This is a genomic window from Staphylococcus sp. EG-SA-14, assembly GCF_017151935.1.
Classification (GTDB): Bacteria; Bacillota; Bacilli; order Staphylococcales; family Staphylococcaceae; genus Staphylococcus; species Staphylococcus aureus.
The window spans coordinates 45,866-61,965 of sequence record NZ_JACVZM010000016.1; the positions used below are offsets into that span (position 1 = coordinate 45,866).

Genomic DNA, 16,100 nt, shown 5'->3' on the forward strand with positions numbered 1-16,100 from the left:
TTGCGAAACAAGCAAAATATACAGTATATTTCAAAAATGGAAAGAAACAAGTAGTGAATTTAAAATCAGACATCTTTACACCTAATTTATTTAGTGCCAAAGATATTAAAAAGATTGATATTGATGTAAAACAATACACTAAATCAAAAAAAAATAAATAAATCTAATAATGTGAAATTCCCAGTAACAATAAATAAATTTGAAAACATAGTTTCAAATGAATTTGTGTTCTATAATGCAAGCAAAATTACAATTAATGATTTAAGTATAAAACTTAAATCAGCAATGGCAAATGATCAAGGGATAACTAAACATGACATAGGACTTGCTGAACGCGCAGTGTATAAAGTGTATTTTAAAAATGGTTCGTCAAAATATGTAGACTTAAAAACTGAGTATAAAGATGAAAGAGTATTTAAAGCAACTGACATTAAAAAGGTAGATATTGAACTTAAATTCTAATCTTTAATTTTATAATAAGGCATCTCACAATCGTGGGGTGCCTTTTACATTTGTAGAGATGTGATGCTTGAATGTTTGAAGTGATTTGCCAAAAGTTATATAAATTGGTTCTATAATAAATCGGACTGATAGAAAAAGTTTTTTACTTTTCATCTGTCCGATTTTTTGATTTTGTTAGGAGAGATGTATAAAACTAATTAGGTATAGTGTTTGACAAGTTGCTGAATAAAATATATCTTATGATACTTTGAAAGAAGGAATAATTTTAAAAATAAAAAACCAATAATCCGAGTCATACTCATCAGATTATTGGTTGAAATTAATTATCTTAAGTCATCAATCGCTTTAGCAATTGAATCAAATACATGTGGGATATCTTCTTTTTCTACACAGCTAAACGCAATACGAATATCTGTTGCATTAAGTGCAATAACACCAATTGAATATTTTTCAATTAAATGTTTACGAAGTTCTTCAGGGTCAACATCATGAACTTTTATTGCCATAAAGTATCCAGAGTTAAAGTCATAGGCTTGCCAATGTGAATGATATTGATCAGCATAGACAACTTCCTTAGTGACTTCATAGCGTTCTTTTAATGTTTGAATATTTTGTTCGATTTCTTTATCGAATTGTTTATTATTTTTTAATACATGCTTAACAGCGCTTTGTGTTGGAAGAGGTCCACTAGAAATGTTACTTCGTATAAGACCTTTTACTTTGGCTTCTAATACTTCTTTAGTTGTTTGATCAGACGTTCCAAATGTCATAAACCCAACACGGAATCCCCATGCGAAAAATTCTTTTGTTGCACCATCTAAACGAACAGGTAATATTGCATTTGAATTTAAATTAGATAATGCAGTAAATAATGATTGAGTATACACATCTTCATAGAATAAACCATAGTATGCGTCATCCACAACAGCTATAACTTTTGTACCTTTATCAGCTAATGCTTTAATTGCATCGACGATGGTAGTCACTTCTTTATGCGTAGGTGTGTAACCTGTCGGATTATTAGGATAATTTAAAATCATAATGACTTTATCTTTATTGTATGATTGTAAAGCTTCTACAAGTGAATCAGTAGTATAATGCCCGTCTTTATCAAAGATAGGATATGTTTGAAGGTTTGCACCATTTCTCGTATTGAAAACAAGTTTGTAATTACCCCAATTATGCTCTGGTAACAAGATAGTGTCACCTTGATTTACAAATAAATCGCCAACTAAAGATAAACCATGTGTTAATGCATTCGTAACAATTGGTAGTGACATGTTGTCGATTGATAGCTCTGGATTGTCACGCAACATTTTTTGTTGCCATAAATCACGTAATTCTTCGATGCCTTGTGGTGGCGCATAAGGGAATATTTCATCTGGAGTTAAATCATTAAACATTGCATCTAAAGATGATGCAAACATTTTTCCGTCTTTGTTTGTCGCCATACCTATAGTTGCATTATATGTTGTACTCTTTGCTTCAGCAGATTGAGATAAAATGCCTTTTGGATAAAACATATTTTGACCTAAGTCAGATAACATTGTAAAGGCAGTTGCATTTGACTGTTGAAGTTGTTCATTTAAGCTTTGGGCTAAAGGATTCATTATTACTTAACCTCTCTTTAAAAAAATTGTATGCCTATATATTATCTTCAATTATACCAAAGATAAAGTGTTGTTGGTGAATTAACGAATAATATGTAAAATCTGCTGCCAAAATACGAACATATGTTCTGTTTTTATGTTAGAATAGGTGTAGGTCATCCTTCAGTATGATACTTTAGTCGAACGGAGGTGTAGTGTAATGATGTGGTGGCAAGAAGGGATGATGACACTTATTACAGGTGGCTTACTAATTATTTTTCGACTTTGGTTAGAACTGAAATGGAAAAATAAAAAATGATCCTACACACATAAATAACCCCAAGTCTGCTGGTACCAGACTTGGGGTTGTGTAGTATAATTCTGTGGATACACTTAAATAATATCATTGAACACAATATATCGCAATCAATAATCATTTTGATTGAATGGTTTTGTTGCGCTATTTTAGTTGAAAGTGATTAGTACCTTGAACTTTTGAAATTCAATAACTTATTAAAAAAATTTATATTTGTTATAATGTCGATGTTGAGGTGAAATAAATTGAAACATCTAACAAAAATATTTGTAGTACTTGCAATTATTTTATTTATTATTGGTTATTATTTACAAGCAACTAATCATGAAAGCCAAGGTATAAAATTATTATTAGCAGCGATTATGTTTATGATTTGTGCTTTTATAAGTAGAAGTAATGATCGACGTAAAAATAGTAAATAGAATTGACTGTTTAAAACGATTGTTTATGTTGACGCTACGGTTGTCACGTAGAGATTAAAGACATTCGTTTTAGCAGTCTTTTTTATTGAAGTAGACAATGCAAGATTAAATGGTAGTGTCATTTCATTTTATTCAACTGCTAGTAATACAATACTCAGTGTTATTTCTGAAGACTGGTTGATAATGAGACATGCATATTTACAAAACTGTGTATATTGTGTATATTGTATATATACAGAAGTTGATAGGGGGACGTTGATGAAAATAATTTTAAAAAACAATAGTGATTTTCCGATTTATGAACAGATTAAGCAACAAGTAAAACAAAATATTTTAAAGGGACATGTTGCTCCTGGAGAGCATTTGCCGTCAATGAGAGAACTTGCCAAAGATCTTCAAGTAAGTTTGATTACTACCAAACGTGCTTATGAAGATTTAGAGAAAGACGGTTTTGTTACAACAATTAGAGGAAAAGGGACCTTTGTTAAGGAGCAAGATAGTTCTATTTTAAAAGAGAAACAATTTTTTACCATTGAAAATTTGGTTAAAGAATTGGTTAATGAAGCGCAAGCCATCGAAATGTCACTTGAGGAACTGCAGGATATTTTAACGTTCATTTATGAGGAGGAATCATCATGAATGCCATAGAATTAAGTAATGTTAATTATTCAAGTGATCAGTTTAATTTAAAGAATATCTCTTTCAAAGTTCCTCAAGGATTCGTCACTGGTTTTATTGGTAGAAATGGCGCTGGTAAAACCACAATAATAAGGTTAATTATGGATTTGTATCAACCACAAACTGGTGTTATTAGAGTATTAGAAGAGGATATGGCTCTCAATCCGATAGAGTTAAAGAATAGAATTGGGTTTGTTTACTCTGAAAATTATTTTAATGAGAGATGGACTACGAAGCAACTTGAAAAAATGATTGCCCCTTTTTATCGTAAATGGGACCATCAAGTATTTGAATTTTATCTTGAAAAGTTCGATTTACCAATCAATAAATCAATAAAAACATTTTCGACTGGGATGAAAATGAAATTATCACTAGCAGTTGCATTTTCACATCATGCTGAATTGTATATTTTTGATGAGCCTACTTCAGGTCTTGATCCCTTAGCTAGAAATGAGCTATTGGAGATAATTCAGCAAGAATTAATTGATGAAAATAAAACAATATTCATGTCGACACACATTATCTCAGATTTAGAAAAAATAGCTGATTATATCATTCACTTAAGTGACGGTGAAGTTATCTTAAATGGTTCAAAAGAACAACTGTTACAAAGATATCAAGTTGTGAGTGGTGCTATTGAGGACCTTGATGATGAATTAGCATCTCTACTTATTTATGAAGAACATAAGCGTACGGGATTTATAGGATTAACAGAACATGCGCAAGTATTTAAAGAAATTTTAGGTCATAAAGTGAATATCACTACACCTTCTATTGAGAACTTAATGGTTTATCTTGAAAAGAGAAAACCTAAATATCATGAAAACATCAAATTGATGGAAGAAGGTTTTTAAATGAAGGCATTGTTAATTAGGAATTTTAAATTACGACGATATACACTTATCATCTATGTTCTATTATTAACCTTATATCCTTTTTATATAATGCTTGACTCAACAAAGTTCTTTTACTTATTGCAATCTTTTATAAGTCCAACAATATTGATTATTTGGATTTTAGATGCTGGTCACTTATTTAGACTCAATCGTAGATTAGGTGGTAATGATTCATATTATTTTTATATGAGTTTACCAGTGTCAAAAAAACAATTGCTTAATGCCAACTATATTACATGCATTGTTTTAACATTAATTGGAACGCTTGTTATTAGTTTATATGCTTATGAAGCAGATGTGATTGAACCAAATTCAATCTATTTTTCAACTGCATATGCATTTGTCATATCTAACTTCTTGTCTATACCAATTGCATTTAGTCAATTTACAGAATTGCGTAGAGTCAAAGTGCCATATGGTATATACGTGTTTACTATTATCATTTTAGTTCCATTTTTATTTTCAATTGCAATAGTATTGGTGAATTATTTTGTTCTAAGTCAATCATCATTCCCAGATTTATATTCATATATTTTAAATATTGGTTTTCTAATTATAAGCATTGTTATACTTATTGTTAATTATTTTAAACAGCTCAATAAAATAAATACTAGAAAATTTAAAGGAGGCAGTCGATGAAATTAGAACATATTACAAAAAAATACGGCTCAAATGTCGTTTTAAATGATATTGATTTTGACTTTGGCGATAGTAGAATTGTCGGATTAATAGGAAAAAACGGTGTTGGTAAAACAACCGTTATGAAAGTAATGAATGGTAATATTATTAAATTTGATGGAAAAGTAGATATTGATAATGCAGATAATATCGGTTTTTTAATTGAGCATCCTAAATTATATGATAATAAATCAGGATTGTATAACTTGAAATTATTTGCACAAGTATTAGGTAAGGGTTTTGATAAAGCATACACAGACAAAATTATAGATGCATTTGGTATGAGACCTTATATTAAAAAGAAAGTTAAGAAATATTCAATGGGGATGAAGCAAAAGTTAGCAATTGCAGTATCTTTAATGAATAAACCTAAATTTTTAATCTTGGATGAGCCTACAAATGGTATGGATCCAGATGGCTCAATTGATGTGCTGACTACAATTAAGTCTTTAGTAAATGAACTTGATATGAGAATTCTAATATCAAGTCATAAGTTAGAAGATATTGAATTAATTTGTGATAGAGCTGTATTTTTAAGAGACGGACATTTTGTTCAAGATGTAAACATGGAGGAAGGTGTTGCATCTGACACAACGATAGTTACTGTTGATCATAAAGACTTTGATAGAACTGAAAAATATCTTGCAGAGCATTTCCAATTACAAAATGTCGACAAAGCAGACGGACATTTAATGATCAATGCACAAAAAAATTATCAAGTTATACTAAAAGCATTATCTGAATTAGATATTTATCCGAAATATATTGAAACACGTAAAAGTTCATTGCGTGATACGTACTTCAATATAAATCAAAGAGGTGATAAATAATGAGAATTTTAAATTTAGTTAAGTATGATTTTTATAGTATATTTAAAAGTCCTTTAACATATTTAGCGATACTAGTCGTATCTAGTTTGATTGCAACTCAAAGTATACTTATGGCAAATTCGATGGATAACCCGAAACATATTATTGTCTATGGATCTGTATTTGCTGCAGCAAAATGGTTATTGTTAATAATTGGATTAATGTTTGTTGTTAAGACAATTACGCGTGATTTTTCACAAGGTACAATTCAACTATATATGAGTAAAGTTAAAACACGCGTTGGATACATTATTTCGAAAACAATTTCAATTATTTTAATTTCAATATTATTTGCATTAATTCATTATGTGATTTTGATTGTTGTGCAGGCATCTAGTAATGGAAAAAATTTGGCGTTTTCTAAATATGTAGATAATTTATGGTTCTTCCTAATCTTTTTACTATTCTTTGGCTTGTTTTTATTCTTAATCACACTTGCATCACAAAAAACAGCAATGATATTTTCATTAGGTGTATTTTTAGTACTCATTGTACCGTTTATTAAACCTTTTATTACATTTATCCCAAGATACGGTGAAAAAGTTTTAGATGCTTTTGATTATATCCCTTTTGCTTACTTAACTGATAAAATGATTAGCTCTAACTTTGATTTTAGCAATTGGCAATGGGTAATTTCATTAGGTTCTATAGTGATATTCTTCATTTTGAATATCTTATATGTCGCTAAAAAAGACATTTAATAAAAATAATTTTGAGGTTGGGAATTTTAAATTTTCCCAACCTCAAAGTTTGTCTTATTGTAAATTTATTTATTTTCTAATTTATTTAGGATGGAATTATAAACTGCTTTCCAAAATGAAGCGTCAGTTTTATAGCGGTTTGATATAACTAAGTGTGTTTCTTTTTCTAAATCTGCATAGTCTGGATGATCTTTGCTCGGTAATTTATCAGCACGAACATCAGTTACAAATTTTTGGACTTCATTTGCTCTTGGTCCCCAAACTGTTTCTTGTTCGAATTGATCATTCAAGAATACGAAGATAGGAATTGCACGTGATTTACCATTTGTTAAATATTGATCGATCAGTTTTGTATCATCATCTCTATGGAACACGCGTACTTCTAAATTTAATGCTTCACTGATGTGTTTTAGAATTGGGAGATTCATCATTGCATCTCCACACCAGTCTTCAGTAATTACTAATACTTTAGAATAATTCATCTCTTTTATTTTTTTGATGCGTGAATCATCTTCTGGTAACTCAAATGATTGATAGATACTGAGAACGGTATCTTGATTTGTCTTCATTCCATCAATGTATTCATTTAAGGGTTGGCTATTTTTGAAATAAGTTTCTAAATTTGTCATTGTAAAAACCTCCTTTAGCATTTACAACATTATACCAATTTATAGTAATAAAAGGTAATGAAATAAATTAATTGCAAATTCTTTGTTAATTTTTGTTAAGGATGAAACGGGAAGCACCTTATGCTATATTTAAATAAGTACAAAGAAAGGGTGACATCAGTGCGTATTCAAAATCGCTGGGTTGTGTTTATATTATTTTTAATCTGTTCTTTTGGTGTATTAATTGGTTTATATCAATATCGTCATACGAAAACTGTGGATTTGTCTAATCTTGAAATAAACGATATTAAATTAAATGAGAAGTTTGATAAAAAAGGCTATGAAGTAAATAAAAAAATTAAGTTTGATCGTTTTAAATTTTATAACAGTAAAGCTCACCCTGATCTTACCGTTAAAGTGAGAGAAAAGGATAACATCGTTAAGGGGATAATATTAGTAAGAGATGAAAAGATACATACTAATTTTGATGGTGGAATTGGTTCGCCGATAAATAATGCGATTGAAAATCTTGGATTCGGATATAAAAGAACAAAAGTTGGCAATGATTTCTCATCGGTAAAGTATATTGATAGAGATAACCATTTAAAATTAAACTTACTTTATCAAGATTTAGAAATTAAACGTATTGAATTTTTTAGTAAATAGCTTTAGGTCTTAAAGTTATAAAAAAACGAATAAATAATTTTATTGGGATGAGTGACCTATATGAACAAGATTACTTATTTAAATGAATTAGAAACAGCACTTGATGCGCTACCTAGGCATTTAAGAGATCAAAAAATGTATGAATATGAACGTTATTTTTATGAGCAAGAACTTAATGGCGTTGATGAAGGGGAAATTTTAAAGAAGTTAAAAGACCCACAAGATGTTGCAGCTGAAACAAAAGCTAGAAGTGTTATTGATTATGCTGAATCTAAACCAACATTTGAAAATATTTCAAGAGCTGTTGCTGCTTCATTAAGTTTAGGCATTCTATCTATTTTTGTCATCCTTATACCAGTATCTATAGTTGGATTATTTGTATTAGCATTATTTTTAATATCACTTTTGCTGCTGTTTTGTCCAATTATTTTATTAGCATCAGCAATATCCAGAGGAATTGTAGACTCAATTAGTAATGTATTTTTTGCCATATCATATTCAGGATTAGGATTAGTATTTATCATTGTCATATTTAAGATTTTAGAATACATTTATCGTTTAATCTTAAAATATTTACTTTGGTATATTAAAACTGTCAAAGGAAGCGTTAGAAAATGAAGAAATTCTTTTTTATTGGGCTTTTAGTGTTTGTTGTCTTTTTTACAGCAGCAACCATTATTTGGTTCAGCTATGATAAAAACAAATATGGTACTAAACAATATGATAAAACATTCAAAGACGATGCTTTTGACAATGTATCTATAAATTTGGATAGTACAGAACTTCGTATAAAACGGGGGAATCAATTTAGAGTTAAATATGATGGTGACAATGATATATTAATTAATATAGTAGATAAGACGTTGAAGATTAGTGATAAAAGGTCTAAGACAAGAGGATATGCAATTGATATGAATCCTTTTCATGAGAATAAGAAAACGTTAACGATTGAAATGCCTGATAAAATGATTAAACGTTTAAATCTATCGTCTGGAGCAGGAAGTGTTAGAATCAGTGATGTTGATTTAGAGAACACAAGTATTCAAAGCATTAACGGTGAAGTAGTTATTAAAAACTCAAATCTTGACGCACTAGATTCAAAGACAAATAATAGTTCTACTTATATTAGTAAAAGTAACATTAAAAATAGTAATATTAAAGTTGTTATTGGTACGCTACAAATCGACAAGAGTCAAATTAAACAATCCATATTTTTAAACGATCATGGTGACATTGAATTTAAAAACATGCCATCAAAAGTAGATGCAAAAGCTTCTACTAAACAAGGAGATATTCGTTTTAAGTATGATAGTAAACCTGAAGACACTATACTAAAGCTAAATCCGGGAACGGGTGATAGCGTAGTTAAAAATAAAACATTTACTAATGGTAAAGTTGGGAAAAGCGACAATGTTTTAGAATTTTATACGATTGATGGTAATATCAAAGTTGAATAAATAAAGGATGTAAGCACCGATATTAGGAAGCATAATTTCTCTAATATCGGTGTTATTTATTTGTTGGCAAAAGTTAAGTCGGTATCTATATTGCCAGTAAAGTGAGTGATATTAAGGTCTTGACCATCTAACCATGATTTGAAATCTATTATTTCTGGTGGCGCATTTTCTCCCAATGTAAAATATGCAGTTAATGTTTCAGGGTGATACATTGATGTATGGATGGTGCCAGACCAGCTTTTGAATAGTTTACTGTAAATTTCATACTGAGGATTATTGAATAACTTAAATGCTGTAGTCATATCTAAATTATCATTAGTTTGTGAAATGGTACGCGCCAGTCTTTCTTTAGATTCTTTTGTATAATTGCGATTTTCATGTGTTAATATTTCAAAATGATTTGTACATATATTATCATAACGAACATCTATTGATCTCGGCGTCACTTCAACAATTGCATGGTTCAATGATTTGTCCATCAGTATGTAGCTAAATGAGCTTCTGTGTGGTATTTCTTTCAATAATTGTATTGCTTCTGTTACATTTCGGCAATTTTCAAGAATTAGACGACCAATCATATAACATACAAAACCATTTGCTGGTTTCTTCCGGTGCATAAAGTTATAGCCCATAGTTAATCCTGACTCATTCATACCATCCATTCTTCCAGTTACCCTTGATACAGGACCAATTTGAGCTAAACCGCTATCTGTAGGTTGATATAGTAAGTAGCGACCATCATAAGTTGCAGGGTGGTAATCATAATTTCTAACCATGAAGTCTTTGCCTTGAAAGACCGTGCAACCACTTTCTTTTAAATCGGTAAAACGATAATGTCCAAAGTTTAAAATAATTTGGCGTGTTGGCATTTTGAGTATACTTTGTAGTCCCATTAATTCTTCCCATATTTGAGGTGCGTATGTTTGGAATATTTGATAAGTTTCATTTACATCTATATCGAAACGTGGGACACGTTTTTTCCATTCTTTTTCTCGATTTTTTAGAAGAGGTGTTTGTTGAAGCCATTTACCAGTTTTAACACCTAACTCGAAATGTGAACCTCTAAAAGTCATAATATCTGATGTCACTTGTTGCATATCATCGGCCCCTTTCTTTTTAGTTGTAATATATTGTAAATAAATAGTAATCGTATGTATATTGAATGTCATGTTAAATAAAGTTATATTTTACTAAATGAAATATAAAATTGTTTGAGGTGATTTCTCGGTGTATAAGACTTATCAATCAGTTAAAACATATTTTTATAGATGGTGGGGATATTAAGTTAAAAACTTAAAATCATCTTATCATAAATAACAATCTTAAGTTAGCATTCACGATAATAGTCATTGTTAACATTAGCATATAAGGTCATGTCACGTTGAAACAGAGGTTCCTCGGCATTTTTGAAAATAATCATTAGCTTGCTCGCTATATAATTTGATGAATATATTTCGTAAAAGTGGGTATTTATTTAATGATTATTCTATATATGATAGTATAATGAAATGTAGATAGGTATTTAATTTAACAGAGGTGAAATTGAGATGTGGAATTTTATTAAATGTGTGTTTAAATTCGTATTTAGCTTAGTTGCTATTACAACATTAGTTGCTGGTGTTGGTGTAGTAGCATTTGCTTATATCTTTAAAAAAGATTTTGAAGATATTGAAAGAAAAACTAAAGAAATTATTTCTGATATTGAAAGTAAAAATAACTAATAACATTTAGAGGCTGGGACATAAATCCCTAAAAAACAGCAGTAAGATAATTTTCAATTAGAAAATATCTTACTGCTGTTCTCTATTTATACAATACTTCGTATTGAATGGCTTCGCTTTCCTAGGGTGCCGTCTCAGCCTTGGTCTTCGACTGGCACTGCTCCCTCAGGAGTCTCGCCATTAATACTACGTATTAACATGTAATTTTACTTTGAAATACTTTTAAAAAATAAGACACTTTGCCCAACTTGCACATAAATGTAAAATTCAATAAAATGAATTTTCTGTGTTGGGTCCCTTCTTATAATTTAATAAATACCACTAAACTAAATTAACGAGGTGCCTTATGTATAAAAATTATAACATGCCCCAACTACACTACCAATAGAAACTTCTGTTAGAATCCCTCAAAATGATATTTCACGATATGTTAATGAAATTGTTGAAACAATACCTGATAGCGAATTCGATGAATTCAGACATCATCGTGGCGCAACATCCTATCATCCAAAAATGATGTTAAAAATCATCTTATATGCATATACTCAATCTGTTTAATTATGTTCAAAGCATTAAGGTAACAAGACAATATCTAAGATATCAAAGATAGAAATTTTTTGACGTTGTTGCTGATTGTAAACATAACCATCAATTTCATAATTAATAGCATCAATACGATAAATGGTTAAGCGTACTGAATCTACAAAGCCATTATTATAAAATTTAACTTCTACAGGTTGGGCATATTGTAGCGCCTCGTGTAGCCGAATGTTTAGCTCAGCCAATTGATCATCTGATAATACAGGACGTGTAATTTTGTTTTGGTCGATAATGTATTGTTGAATCGTTTCGAATTGTTCGGGTAATGTTGCAAAAGGAGCCCATTTAATCATGCCTCTTCCCATAGGTATATTGTTATCTAGTAATTCTCTTGGAACGTTACGATAATCAGTTTCTTCTTCATAACTTGTCATCCTTAATTCACCCCAATCTGATAATTACATTATACGAACATGCGTTCTATTTTGCAACAAAAATTTTGTGGAAGCATAAACACGTTAATAATTAATGCTCGTGTAAGTAAAAAAGAGGGATTAATTAAAATCGAATAATGACATATCACAGCAAATAGTTCTTTTAAAGTAGTTAAATAGTTTTAGCTTTAAGGAAATGATAAATGATTGTTAATTCTAGCTAAAATTTAATAAAATGAAAATAAGACTAACATGGAGGGGTAAAAGTAATGACAAATGGATATATTGGTTCTTACACTAAAAAGAATGGTAAAGGGATTTATCGTTTTGAATTAAACGAAAATCAGTCACGTATTGATTTATTAGAAACAGGATTTGAATTAGAAGCGTCTACATATTTGGTGCGTAATAATGAAGTTTTATATGGAATCAACAAAGAAGGAGAACAATGCGGTGTTGCAAGTTTGAAAATTGATGACAATGGTGAATTGCATTTATTAAATAAATGTTTGTCTTCAAAAGCTGGTACAGGTTGTTATGTATCGATTTCAGAAGATAAACGATATTTATTTGAAGCGGTATATGGTGCTGGCATCATACGTATGTATGAATTAAATACGCACACAGGTGAAATTATACGTCTAATTCAAGAACTTGCACATGATTTTCCAACAGGTACACATGAAAGACAAGATCATCCACACGCACATTATATTAATCAAACTCCAGATGGTAAGTACGTTGCAGTAACAGATTTAGGTGCTGATCGTATCGTTACTTATAAATTTGATGACAACGGGTTTGAATTTTATAAAGAATCTTTATTTAAAGATAGTGATGGGACAAGACATATTGAATTTCATGATAATGGAAAATTTGCTTATGTCGTACACGAATTATCAAATACTGTGAGTGTTGCAGAATATAATGACGGTAAATTTGAAGAGCTCGAGCGTCATTTAACAATTCCTGAAAACTTTGATGGAGATACTAAACTTGCAGCAGTGCGTTTATCTCATGATCAACAATTCTTATATGTATCTAATAGAGGGCATGATAGCATTGCAATTTTTAAAGTTCTTGATAATGGTCAACACTTAGAACTAGTAACAATTACTGAAAGTGGTGGTCAATTCCCAAGAGATTTTAATATTGCCTCATCAGATGACCTTTTAGTTTGTGCTCATGAGCAAGGAGATTCAGTTGTAACTGTTTTCGAAAGAAATAAAGAAACAGGTAAAATTACGCTATGTGATAACACTCGTGTAGCATCTGAAGGTGTATGTGTCATATTTTAATCTTTAATTAATCATGATAAAAAGAAAACCATGTTTCCAAAAAATTTGTGTATACCTTGAAATTTATTGTTTTCAAGAACATCAAATTATGGAAGCATGGTTTATTTTTGTCTCAAAAATTAATTTTTAAAGAAAGCTTTGATGTATTTAAATTTACCTTTATATGGTGGTAAATGGACACCTGATTCTAATCGTGTAGATTTGAAAATGTAGCTTTTTTCATGTGTAAAAGTGTCGAATGAATATTTACCATGATAGCGTCCCATACCTGAGGCGCCAACACCACCAAATGGTAATTTAGGATTCGCTAGGTGCATCAATGTATCATTAATAGCGCCGCCGCCAAATGATAACTCGTTTATTACACGTTGTGTAGCATTTTCATCTTCGCTAAATAAATATAAACTCAAAGGTTTTGGTCTTTGGTGAATAAAGGCTATTGCTTCATCCAATGACTGATACGTTAAAATCGGTAAGATAGGACCAAAAATTTCTTCTTGCATAATTGCTGAATCACTTGTAACGTGATCTAACAATGTTGGTTCTATATAACGTTCATCCTCATCACTATGACCACCAAATACAATATTCATTTGTGCACTGTTAAGTAATGAAGTCAGACGATGATAATGTTTAAGGTTTACAATGCGGCCATAATCTGGACTTTGTTGTATATTTTGACCATAAAATTCACGCAACGTTTTTGATAGGGCTGTGATTAAATCATCTTTTACAGATTCGTGTACTAAAATGTAATCTGGTGCAACACATGTTTGGCCGGCATTAGTGAATTTCCCAAAACAAATGCGCTCACTAGCAACTTTAATATTCGCTGTTTCATCAACGATGACTGGAGATTTACCACCCATTTCTAATGTCACAGGAACTAAATTTTCGCTGGCAGCTTGATAAACGATTTTGCCTACATTTTCACTTCCTGTAAAGAAGACATAGTCAAAAGGTAAGTGAATTAACGTTTGCGTTTCTTCAATTCCTCCCTCAATAACTTCAATGTAATTTGCATCAAATGTTTCATTGATTAATCGTTTAATCACTCGTGCAACATTTGGTGTCAACTCAGATGGTTTAATAATTGCTGTATTACCTGCTGCAATAGCACCGATTAAAGGTTCGAATACTAGTTGAAAAGGATAGTTAAATGGTGCAATGATCAAAACTGTTCCATAAGGTTCTTTTTTGATATAGCTTTTTGTTGGAAATAAATATAAAGGTGTGTCTACATTTTTTGTTTTAGTCCAGTTTTTAAGTTCCTTACGGGCATTTTTGATACTTTTCAAAGTTATGCCAATTTCAGTAGCATAAGCTTCGACTTTATTTTTTCCTAAATCTGTATATAGTGCTTCTAAAATATCGCTCTCGTATGATTTAATAGCTTTGCTTAACTTCTTTAATTGCTCTTTTCTAAAACTAATATCTTTAGTTTGTTGTGTATTGAAAAAAGCTTTACTGTCATAAAATTTTTGCTCAATGATATTCATAATGAAAAGAACCTCCTTATATGATTATTTTGGAAAAAGCGATTAATTGATTTGAATGTTGTGGCCGTTAATTTTAAATGGTCTTTCGAATTATATATGTTGAAAGTTGAAAATAGAGCGATGAATCGTGTACATAATAATATTTATAACTTTAATCATAACGAAAAAGGTAGGAAGAAAACAAAAATTTATACTCAACATCGCAAATATTTTAAGAAAATGTAAAGACAAAAGGGGAATTGTATAGAAATCACTAATCTGTGGGTTAGGGTAGCTAAAGGAATAAAAACTACTATTGAAAAGGGGTTGTAAATTAGTCAAACGTAAATAAAAAACAGTTCATTGAAAGTGAAATAAATTCTACTTTAATGAACTGTTAGTTAAATACAACATGTCTATAATTAGACAGTAATATAGTATTATTTTGTTAATGCTTCAGTGATTTGAGGTACGATTTGTTTTTTTCGAGAAACGACACCAGATAAGAAGGCCATGTCATCTTCTAATTGAACATTGAATGCTTCGCCAACTTTATCTTTTTCAGCACCTACAACTAAAATTTTAGAATCACTATTAATGATGTCAGTAACAACAAGTACAAATAAGTCATATTTTTCTTGTGCACTTACAGCTAACATTTCTTTTTCTAAATCTTCTTTACGATTTAACACTTCGTCAAGGTCAACAGCATTAACTTGTGCAATACGAGTCACATAGTCACCCATAGTAAATGATTTAGCATCCATGTTTAATAAGAATTCAACTGATTTATCAGTTGTTGAAGCACCTGCTTTTAACATATCTAAGCCGTACTTTTGAATATCAACTTTAGCAATATCTTTTAATTCTTCAGCTGCTTTAACATCTTGTTGTGTACATGTTGGTGATTTGAAAAGTAAGCTATCTGAGATAATTGCTGATAACATTAAACCGGCAATTTCAGGTTTAATTTCAAAGCCACGTTCTCTAAACATTTTGTATAAAATTGTAGCTGTACAACCAACTGGTTCAGCACGATAACATAAAGGACCAGCAGTTTCGAAATTTGCAATTCTGTGATGATCAATTACATGCTTAATTGTAGCAGAGGCAATCGTATCAGAACTTTGTTGGAATTCGTTATGATCAACTAAGATAACATCTTGACCATCTAAATCATCTGTTAATAATTCCGGAGCAGGTACATTAAATGTATCTAACGCGAATTGAGTTTCTGCACTCACATCACCTAAACGGTATGCTTTGGCTCCTGAATTACCTCTAAGT

General features: G+C 30.4%; 20 protein-coding genes and 2 pseudogenes (1 of these 22 cut by a window edge). 16 read left to right on the forward strand and 6 right to left on the reverse strand.

The genetic code is table 11. The annotated features are described in order from the left end of the window. Both eap and IDG63_RS15010 read left to right on the forward strand, forming a co-directional pair. Positions 1-54, forward strand: partial view of an extracellular adherence protein Eap/Map gene (eap, locus tag IDG63_RS10035; RefSeq protein WP_181936057.1) — the 3' portion only. 1,725 nt of this gene lie to the left of the window's left edge; 54 of the gene's 1,779 nt are visible here — the last part of the coding sequence; its start codon lies off the left edge, out of view; the stop codon is at positions 52-54. Next, positions 3-462 (forward strand): annotated as a pseudogene (locus tag IDG63_RS15010) (MAP domain-containing protein); the annotation flags it as partial. The gene eap and the pseudogene IDG63_RS15010, both read left to right, overlap by 52 nt. Before the next feature lie 323 nt (positions 463-785). Here IDG63_RS15010 and IDG63_RS10050 read toward each other — a convergent pair. Beyond that, complete coding sequence (locus tag IDG63_RS10050) at positions 786-2,072, reverse strand: aminotransferase class I/II-fold pyridoxal phosphate-dependent enzyme (protein WP_001068542.1); 1,287 nt, start codon at positions 2,070-2,072, stop codon at positions 786-788. Between the two features lie 199 nt (positions 2,073-2,271). On the opposite strand from IDG63_RS10050, the gene IDG63_RS10055 reads away from it, so the two are divergent. The 7 genes from IDG63_RS10055 (at position 2,272) to pmtD (ending at position 6,611) form a co-directional block, all read left to right on the forward strand. Then, positions 2,272-2,370: a Trp-rich small protein gene (locus IDG63_RS10055; protein ID WP_000990056.1), complete on the forward strand. Its 99-nt coding sequence runs from the start codon at positions 2,272-2,274 to the stop codon at positions 2,368-2,370. Positions 2,371-2,612: 242 nt separating this feature from the next. After that, entirely contained in the window at positions 2,613-2,789 is a 177-nt protein-coding gene (locus tag IDG63_RS10060; RefSeq protein WP_000681968.1) for an SE1626 family protein, read from the forward strand. 258 nt (positions 2,790-3,047) lie between these two features. After that, positions 3,048-3,428 carry a PSM export ABC transporter transcriptional regulator PmtR gene (gene pmtR / locus IDG63_RS10065; RefSeq protein WP_000691584.1) on the forward strand — a complete coding sequence of 127 codons (381 nt, stop codon included), beginning with the start codon at positions 3,048-3,050 and terminating at the stop codon, positions 3,426-3,428. After that, complete coding sequence (pmtA, locus tag IDG63_RS10070; RefSeq protein ID WP_000991302.1) at positions 3,425-4,321, forward strand: phenol-soluble modulin export ABC transporter ATP-binding protein PmtA; 897 nt, start codon at positions 3,425-3,427, stop codon at positions 4,319-4,321. Before pmtR ends, pmtA begins: the two co-directional genes overlap by 4 nt. Then, positions 4,322-5,002 carry a phenol-soluble modulin export ABC transporter permease subunit PmtB gene (gene pmtB / locus IDG63_RS10075; RefSeq protein WP_000645727.1) on the forward strand — a complete coding sequence of 227 codons (681 nt, stop codon included), beginning with the start codon at positions 4,322-4,324 and terminating at the stop codon, positions 5,000-5,002. Next, positions 4,999-5,871, forward strand: coding sequence for a phenol-soluble modulin export ABC transporter ATP-binding protein PmtC (gene pmtC / locus IDG63_RS10080; RefSeq protein WP_000763048.1), 873 nt, complete (start codon positions 4,999-5,001; stop codon positions 5,869-5,871). Before pmtB ends, pmtC begins: the two co-directional genes overlap by 4 nt. Further along, a complete protein-coding gene (pmtD, locus tag IDG63_RS10085; protein WP_001221651.1) occupies positions 5,871-6,611 on the forward strand; it encodes a phenol-soluble modulin export ABC transporter permease subunit PmtD in 741 nt (246 codons plus the stop codon). The genes pmtC and pmtD overlap by 1 nt, the downstream gene beginning before the upstream one ends. A 65-nt stretch (positions 6,612-6,676) precedes the next feature. Here pmtD and IDG63_RS10090 read toward each other — a convergent pair whose 3' ends face one another. Beyond that, entirely contained in the window at positions 6,677-7,240 is a 564-nt protein-coding gene (locus IDG63_RS10090) for a thioredoxin family protein (RefSeq protein WP_000182842.1), read from the reverse strand. 120 nt (positions 7,241-7,360) lie between these two features. Here IDG63_RS10090 and IDG63_RS10095 point away from each other — a divergent pair, with 120 nt between their 5' ends. The 3 genes from IDG63_RS10095 to IDG63_RS10105 are packed head-to-tail and all read left to right on the forward strand — an operon-like array spanning position 7,361 to position 9,342. Next, positions 7,361-7,885: a membrane protein gene (locus IDG63_RS10095; RefSeq protein WP_000966288.1), complete on the forward strand. Its 525-nt coding sequence runs from the start codon at positions 7,361-7,363 to the stop codon at positions 7,883-7,885. Positions 7,886-7,945: 60 nt separating this feature from the next. Next, complete coding sequence (locus IDG63_RS10100; protein WP_001033971.1) at positions 7,946-8,503, forward strand: HAAS signaling domain-containing protein; 558 nt, start codon at positions 7,946-7,948, stop codon at positions 8,501-8,503. After that, a complete protein-coding gene (locus IDG63_RS10105; RefSeq protein ID WP_000713072.1) occupies positions 8,500-9,342 on the forward strand; it encodes a DUF4097 family beta strand repeat-containing protein in 843 nt (280 codons plus the stop codon). The genes IDG63_RS10100 and IDG63_RS10105 overlap by 4 nt, the downstream gene beginning before the upstream one ends. A 56-nt stretch (positions 9,343-9,398) precedes the next feature. Here the strand turns inward: IDG63_RS10105 and IDG63_RS10110 are convergent, their stop codons facing one another. After that, positions 9,399-10,439: a C45 family autoproteolytic acyltransferase/hydrolase gene (locus tag IDG63_RS10110; RefSeq protein ID WP_001188074.1), complete on the reverse strand. Its 1,041-nt coding sequence runs from the start codon at positions 10,437-10,439 to the stop codon at positions 9,399-9,401. Positions 10,440-10,889: 450 nt separating this feature from the next. On the opposite strand from IDG63_RS10110, the gene IDG63_RS10115 reads away from it, so the two are divergent. Continuing rightward, a complete protein-coding gene (locus IDG63_RS10115; RefSeq protein WP_000267034.1) occupies positions 10,890-11,063 on the forward strand; it encodes a hypothetical protein in 174 nt (57 codons plus the stop codon). A 346-nt stretch (positions 11,064-11,409) separates the two neighbouring features. Next, positions 11,410-11,618 (forward strand): annotated as a pseudogene (locus IDG63_RS10120) (transposase); the annotation flags it as partial. 17 nt (positions 11,619-11,635) lie between these two features. On the opposite strand, the gene IDG63_RS10125 reads toward IDG63_RS10120, so the two are convergent. Next, positions 11,636-12,037 carry a YolD-like family protein gene (locus tag IDG63_RS10125; protein WP_000205106.1) on the reverse strand — a complete coding sequence of 134 codons (402 nt, stop codon included), beginning with the start codon at positions 12,035-12,037 and terminating at the stop codon, positions 11,636-11,638. 269 nt (positions 12,038-12,306) lie between these two features. Here IDG63_RS10125 and pglS point away from each other — a divergent pair, with 269 nt between their 5' ends. Further along, a complete protein-coding gene (gene pglS / locus IDG63_RS10130) occupies positions 12,307-13,335 on the forward strand; it encodes a 6-phosphogluconolactonase (RefSeq protein WP_000181322.1) in 1,029 nt (342 codons plus the stop codon). 119 nt (positions 13,336-13,454) lie between these two features. Here pglS and IDG63_RS10135 read toward each other — a convergent pair whose 3' ends face one another. Continuing rightward, positions 13,455-14,834 carry an aldehyde dehydrogenase gene (locus IDG63_RS10135; RefSeq protein ID WP_001021226.1) on the reverse strand — a complete coding sequence of 460 codons (1,380 nt, stop codon included), beginning with the start codon at positions 14,832-14,834 and terminating at the stop codon, positions 13,455-13,457. A gap of 51 nt (positions 14,835-14,885) precedes the next feature. Between IDG63_RS10135 and IDG63_RS10140 the strand changes: the two genes are divergently transcribed. After that, entirely contained in the window at positions 14,886-15,059 is a 174-nt protein-coding gene (locus IDG63_RS10140) for a hypothetical protein (RefSeq protein WP_001790680.1), read from the forward strand. A 194-nt stretch (positions 15,060-15,253) separates the two neighbouring features. Here IDG63_RS10140 and IDG63_RS10145 read toward each other — a convergent pair. Next, positions 15,254-16,100, reverse strand: an 847-nt coding sequence (locus IDG63_RS10145) for a manganese-dependent inorganic pyrophosphatase (RefSeq protein WP_206176428.1), incomplete at its 5' end; no start/stop codon positions are given.

Excerpts from the sequence above, each read along its gene's own strand:
- IDG63_RS10050 (WP_001068542.1), bottom strand. The coding sequence starts at position 2,072 with ATGAATCCTTTAGCCCAAAGCTTAAATGAACAACTTCAACAGTCAAAT.
- IDG63_RS10055 (WP_000990056.1), top strand. The coding sequence starts at position 2,272 with ATGATGTGGTGGCAAGAAGGGATGATGACACTTATTACAGGTGGCTTA.
- pmtR (WP_000691584.1), top strand. The coding sequence starts at position 3,048 with ATGAAAATAATTTTAAAAAACAATAGTGATTTTCCGATTTATGAACAG.
- pmtA (WP_000991302.1), top strand. The coding sequence starts at position 3,425 with ATGAATGCCATAGAATTAAGTAATGTTAATTATTCAAGTGATCAGTTT.
- pmtB (WP_000645727.1), top strand. The coding sequence starts at position 4,322 with ATGAAGGCATTGTTAATTAGGAATTTTAAATTACGACGATATACACTT.
- pmtC (WP_000763048.1), top strand. The coding sequence starts at position 4,999 with ATGAAATTAGAACATATTACAAAAAAATACGGCTCAAATGTCGTTTTA.
- pmtD (WP_001221651.1), top strand. The coding sequence starts at position 5,871 with ATGAGAATTTTAAATTTAGTTAAGTATGATTTTTATAGTATATTTAAA.
- IDG63_RS10090 (WP_000182842.1), bottom strand. The coding sequence starts at position 7,240 with ATGACAAATTTAGAAACTTATTTCAAAAATAGCCAACCCTTAAATGAA.
- IDG63_RS10095 (WP_000966288.1), top strand. The coding sequence starts at position 7,361 with ATGCTATATTTAAATAAGTACAAAGAAAGGGTGACATCAGTGCGTATT.
- IDG63_RS10100 (WP_001033971.1), top strand. The coding sequence starts at position 7,946 with ATGAACAAGATTACTTATTTAAATGAATTAGAAACAGCACTTGATGCG.
- IDG63_RS10105 (WP_000713072.1), top strand. The coding sequence starts at position 8,500 with ATGAAGAAATTCTTTTTTATTGGGCTTTTAGTGTTTGTTGTCTTTTTT.
- IDG63_RS10110 (WP_001188074.1), bottom strand. The coding sequence starts at position 10,439 with ATGCAACAAGTGACATCAGATATTATGACTTTTAGAGGTTCACATTTC.
- IDG63_RS10115 (WP_000267034.1), top strand. The coding sequence starts at position 10,890 with ATGTGGAATTTTATTAAATGTGTGTTTAAATTCGTATTTAGCTTAGTT.
- IDG63_RS10125 (WP_000205106.1), bottom strand. The coding sequence starts at position 12,037 with ATGACAAGTTATGAAGAAGAAACTGATTATCGTAACGTTCCAAGAGAA.
- pglS (WP_000181322.1), top strand. The coding sequence starts at position 12,307 with ATGACAAATGGATATATTGGTTCTTACACTAAAAAGAATGGTAAAGGG.
- IDG63_RS10135 (WP_001021226.1), bottom strand. The coding sequence starts at position 14,834 with ATGAATATCATTGAGCAAAAATTTTATGACAGTAAAGCTTTTTTCAAT.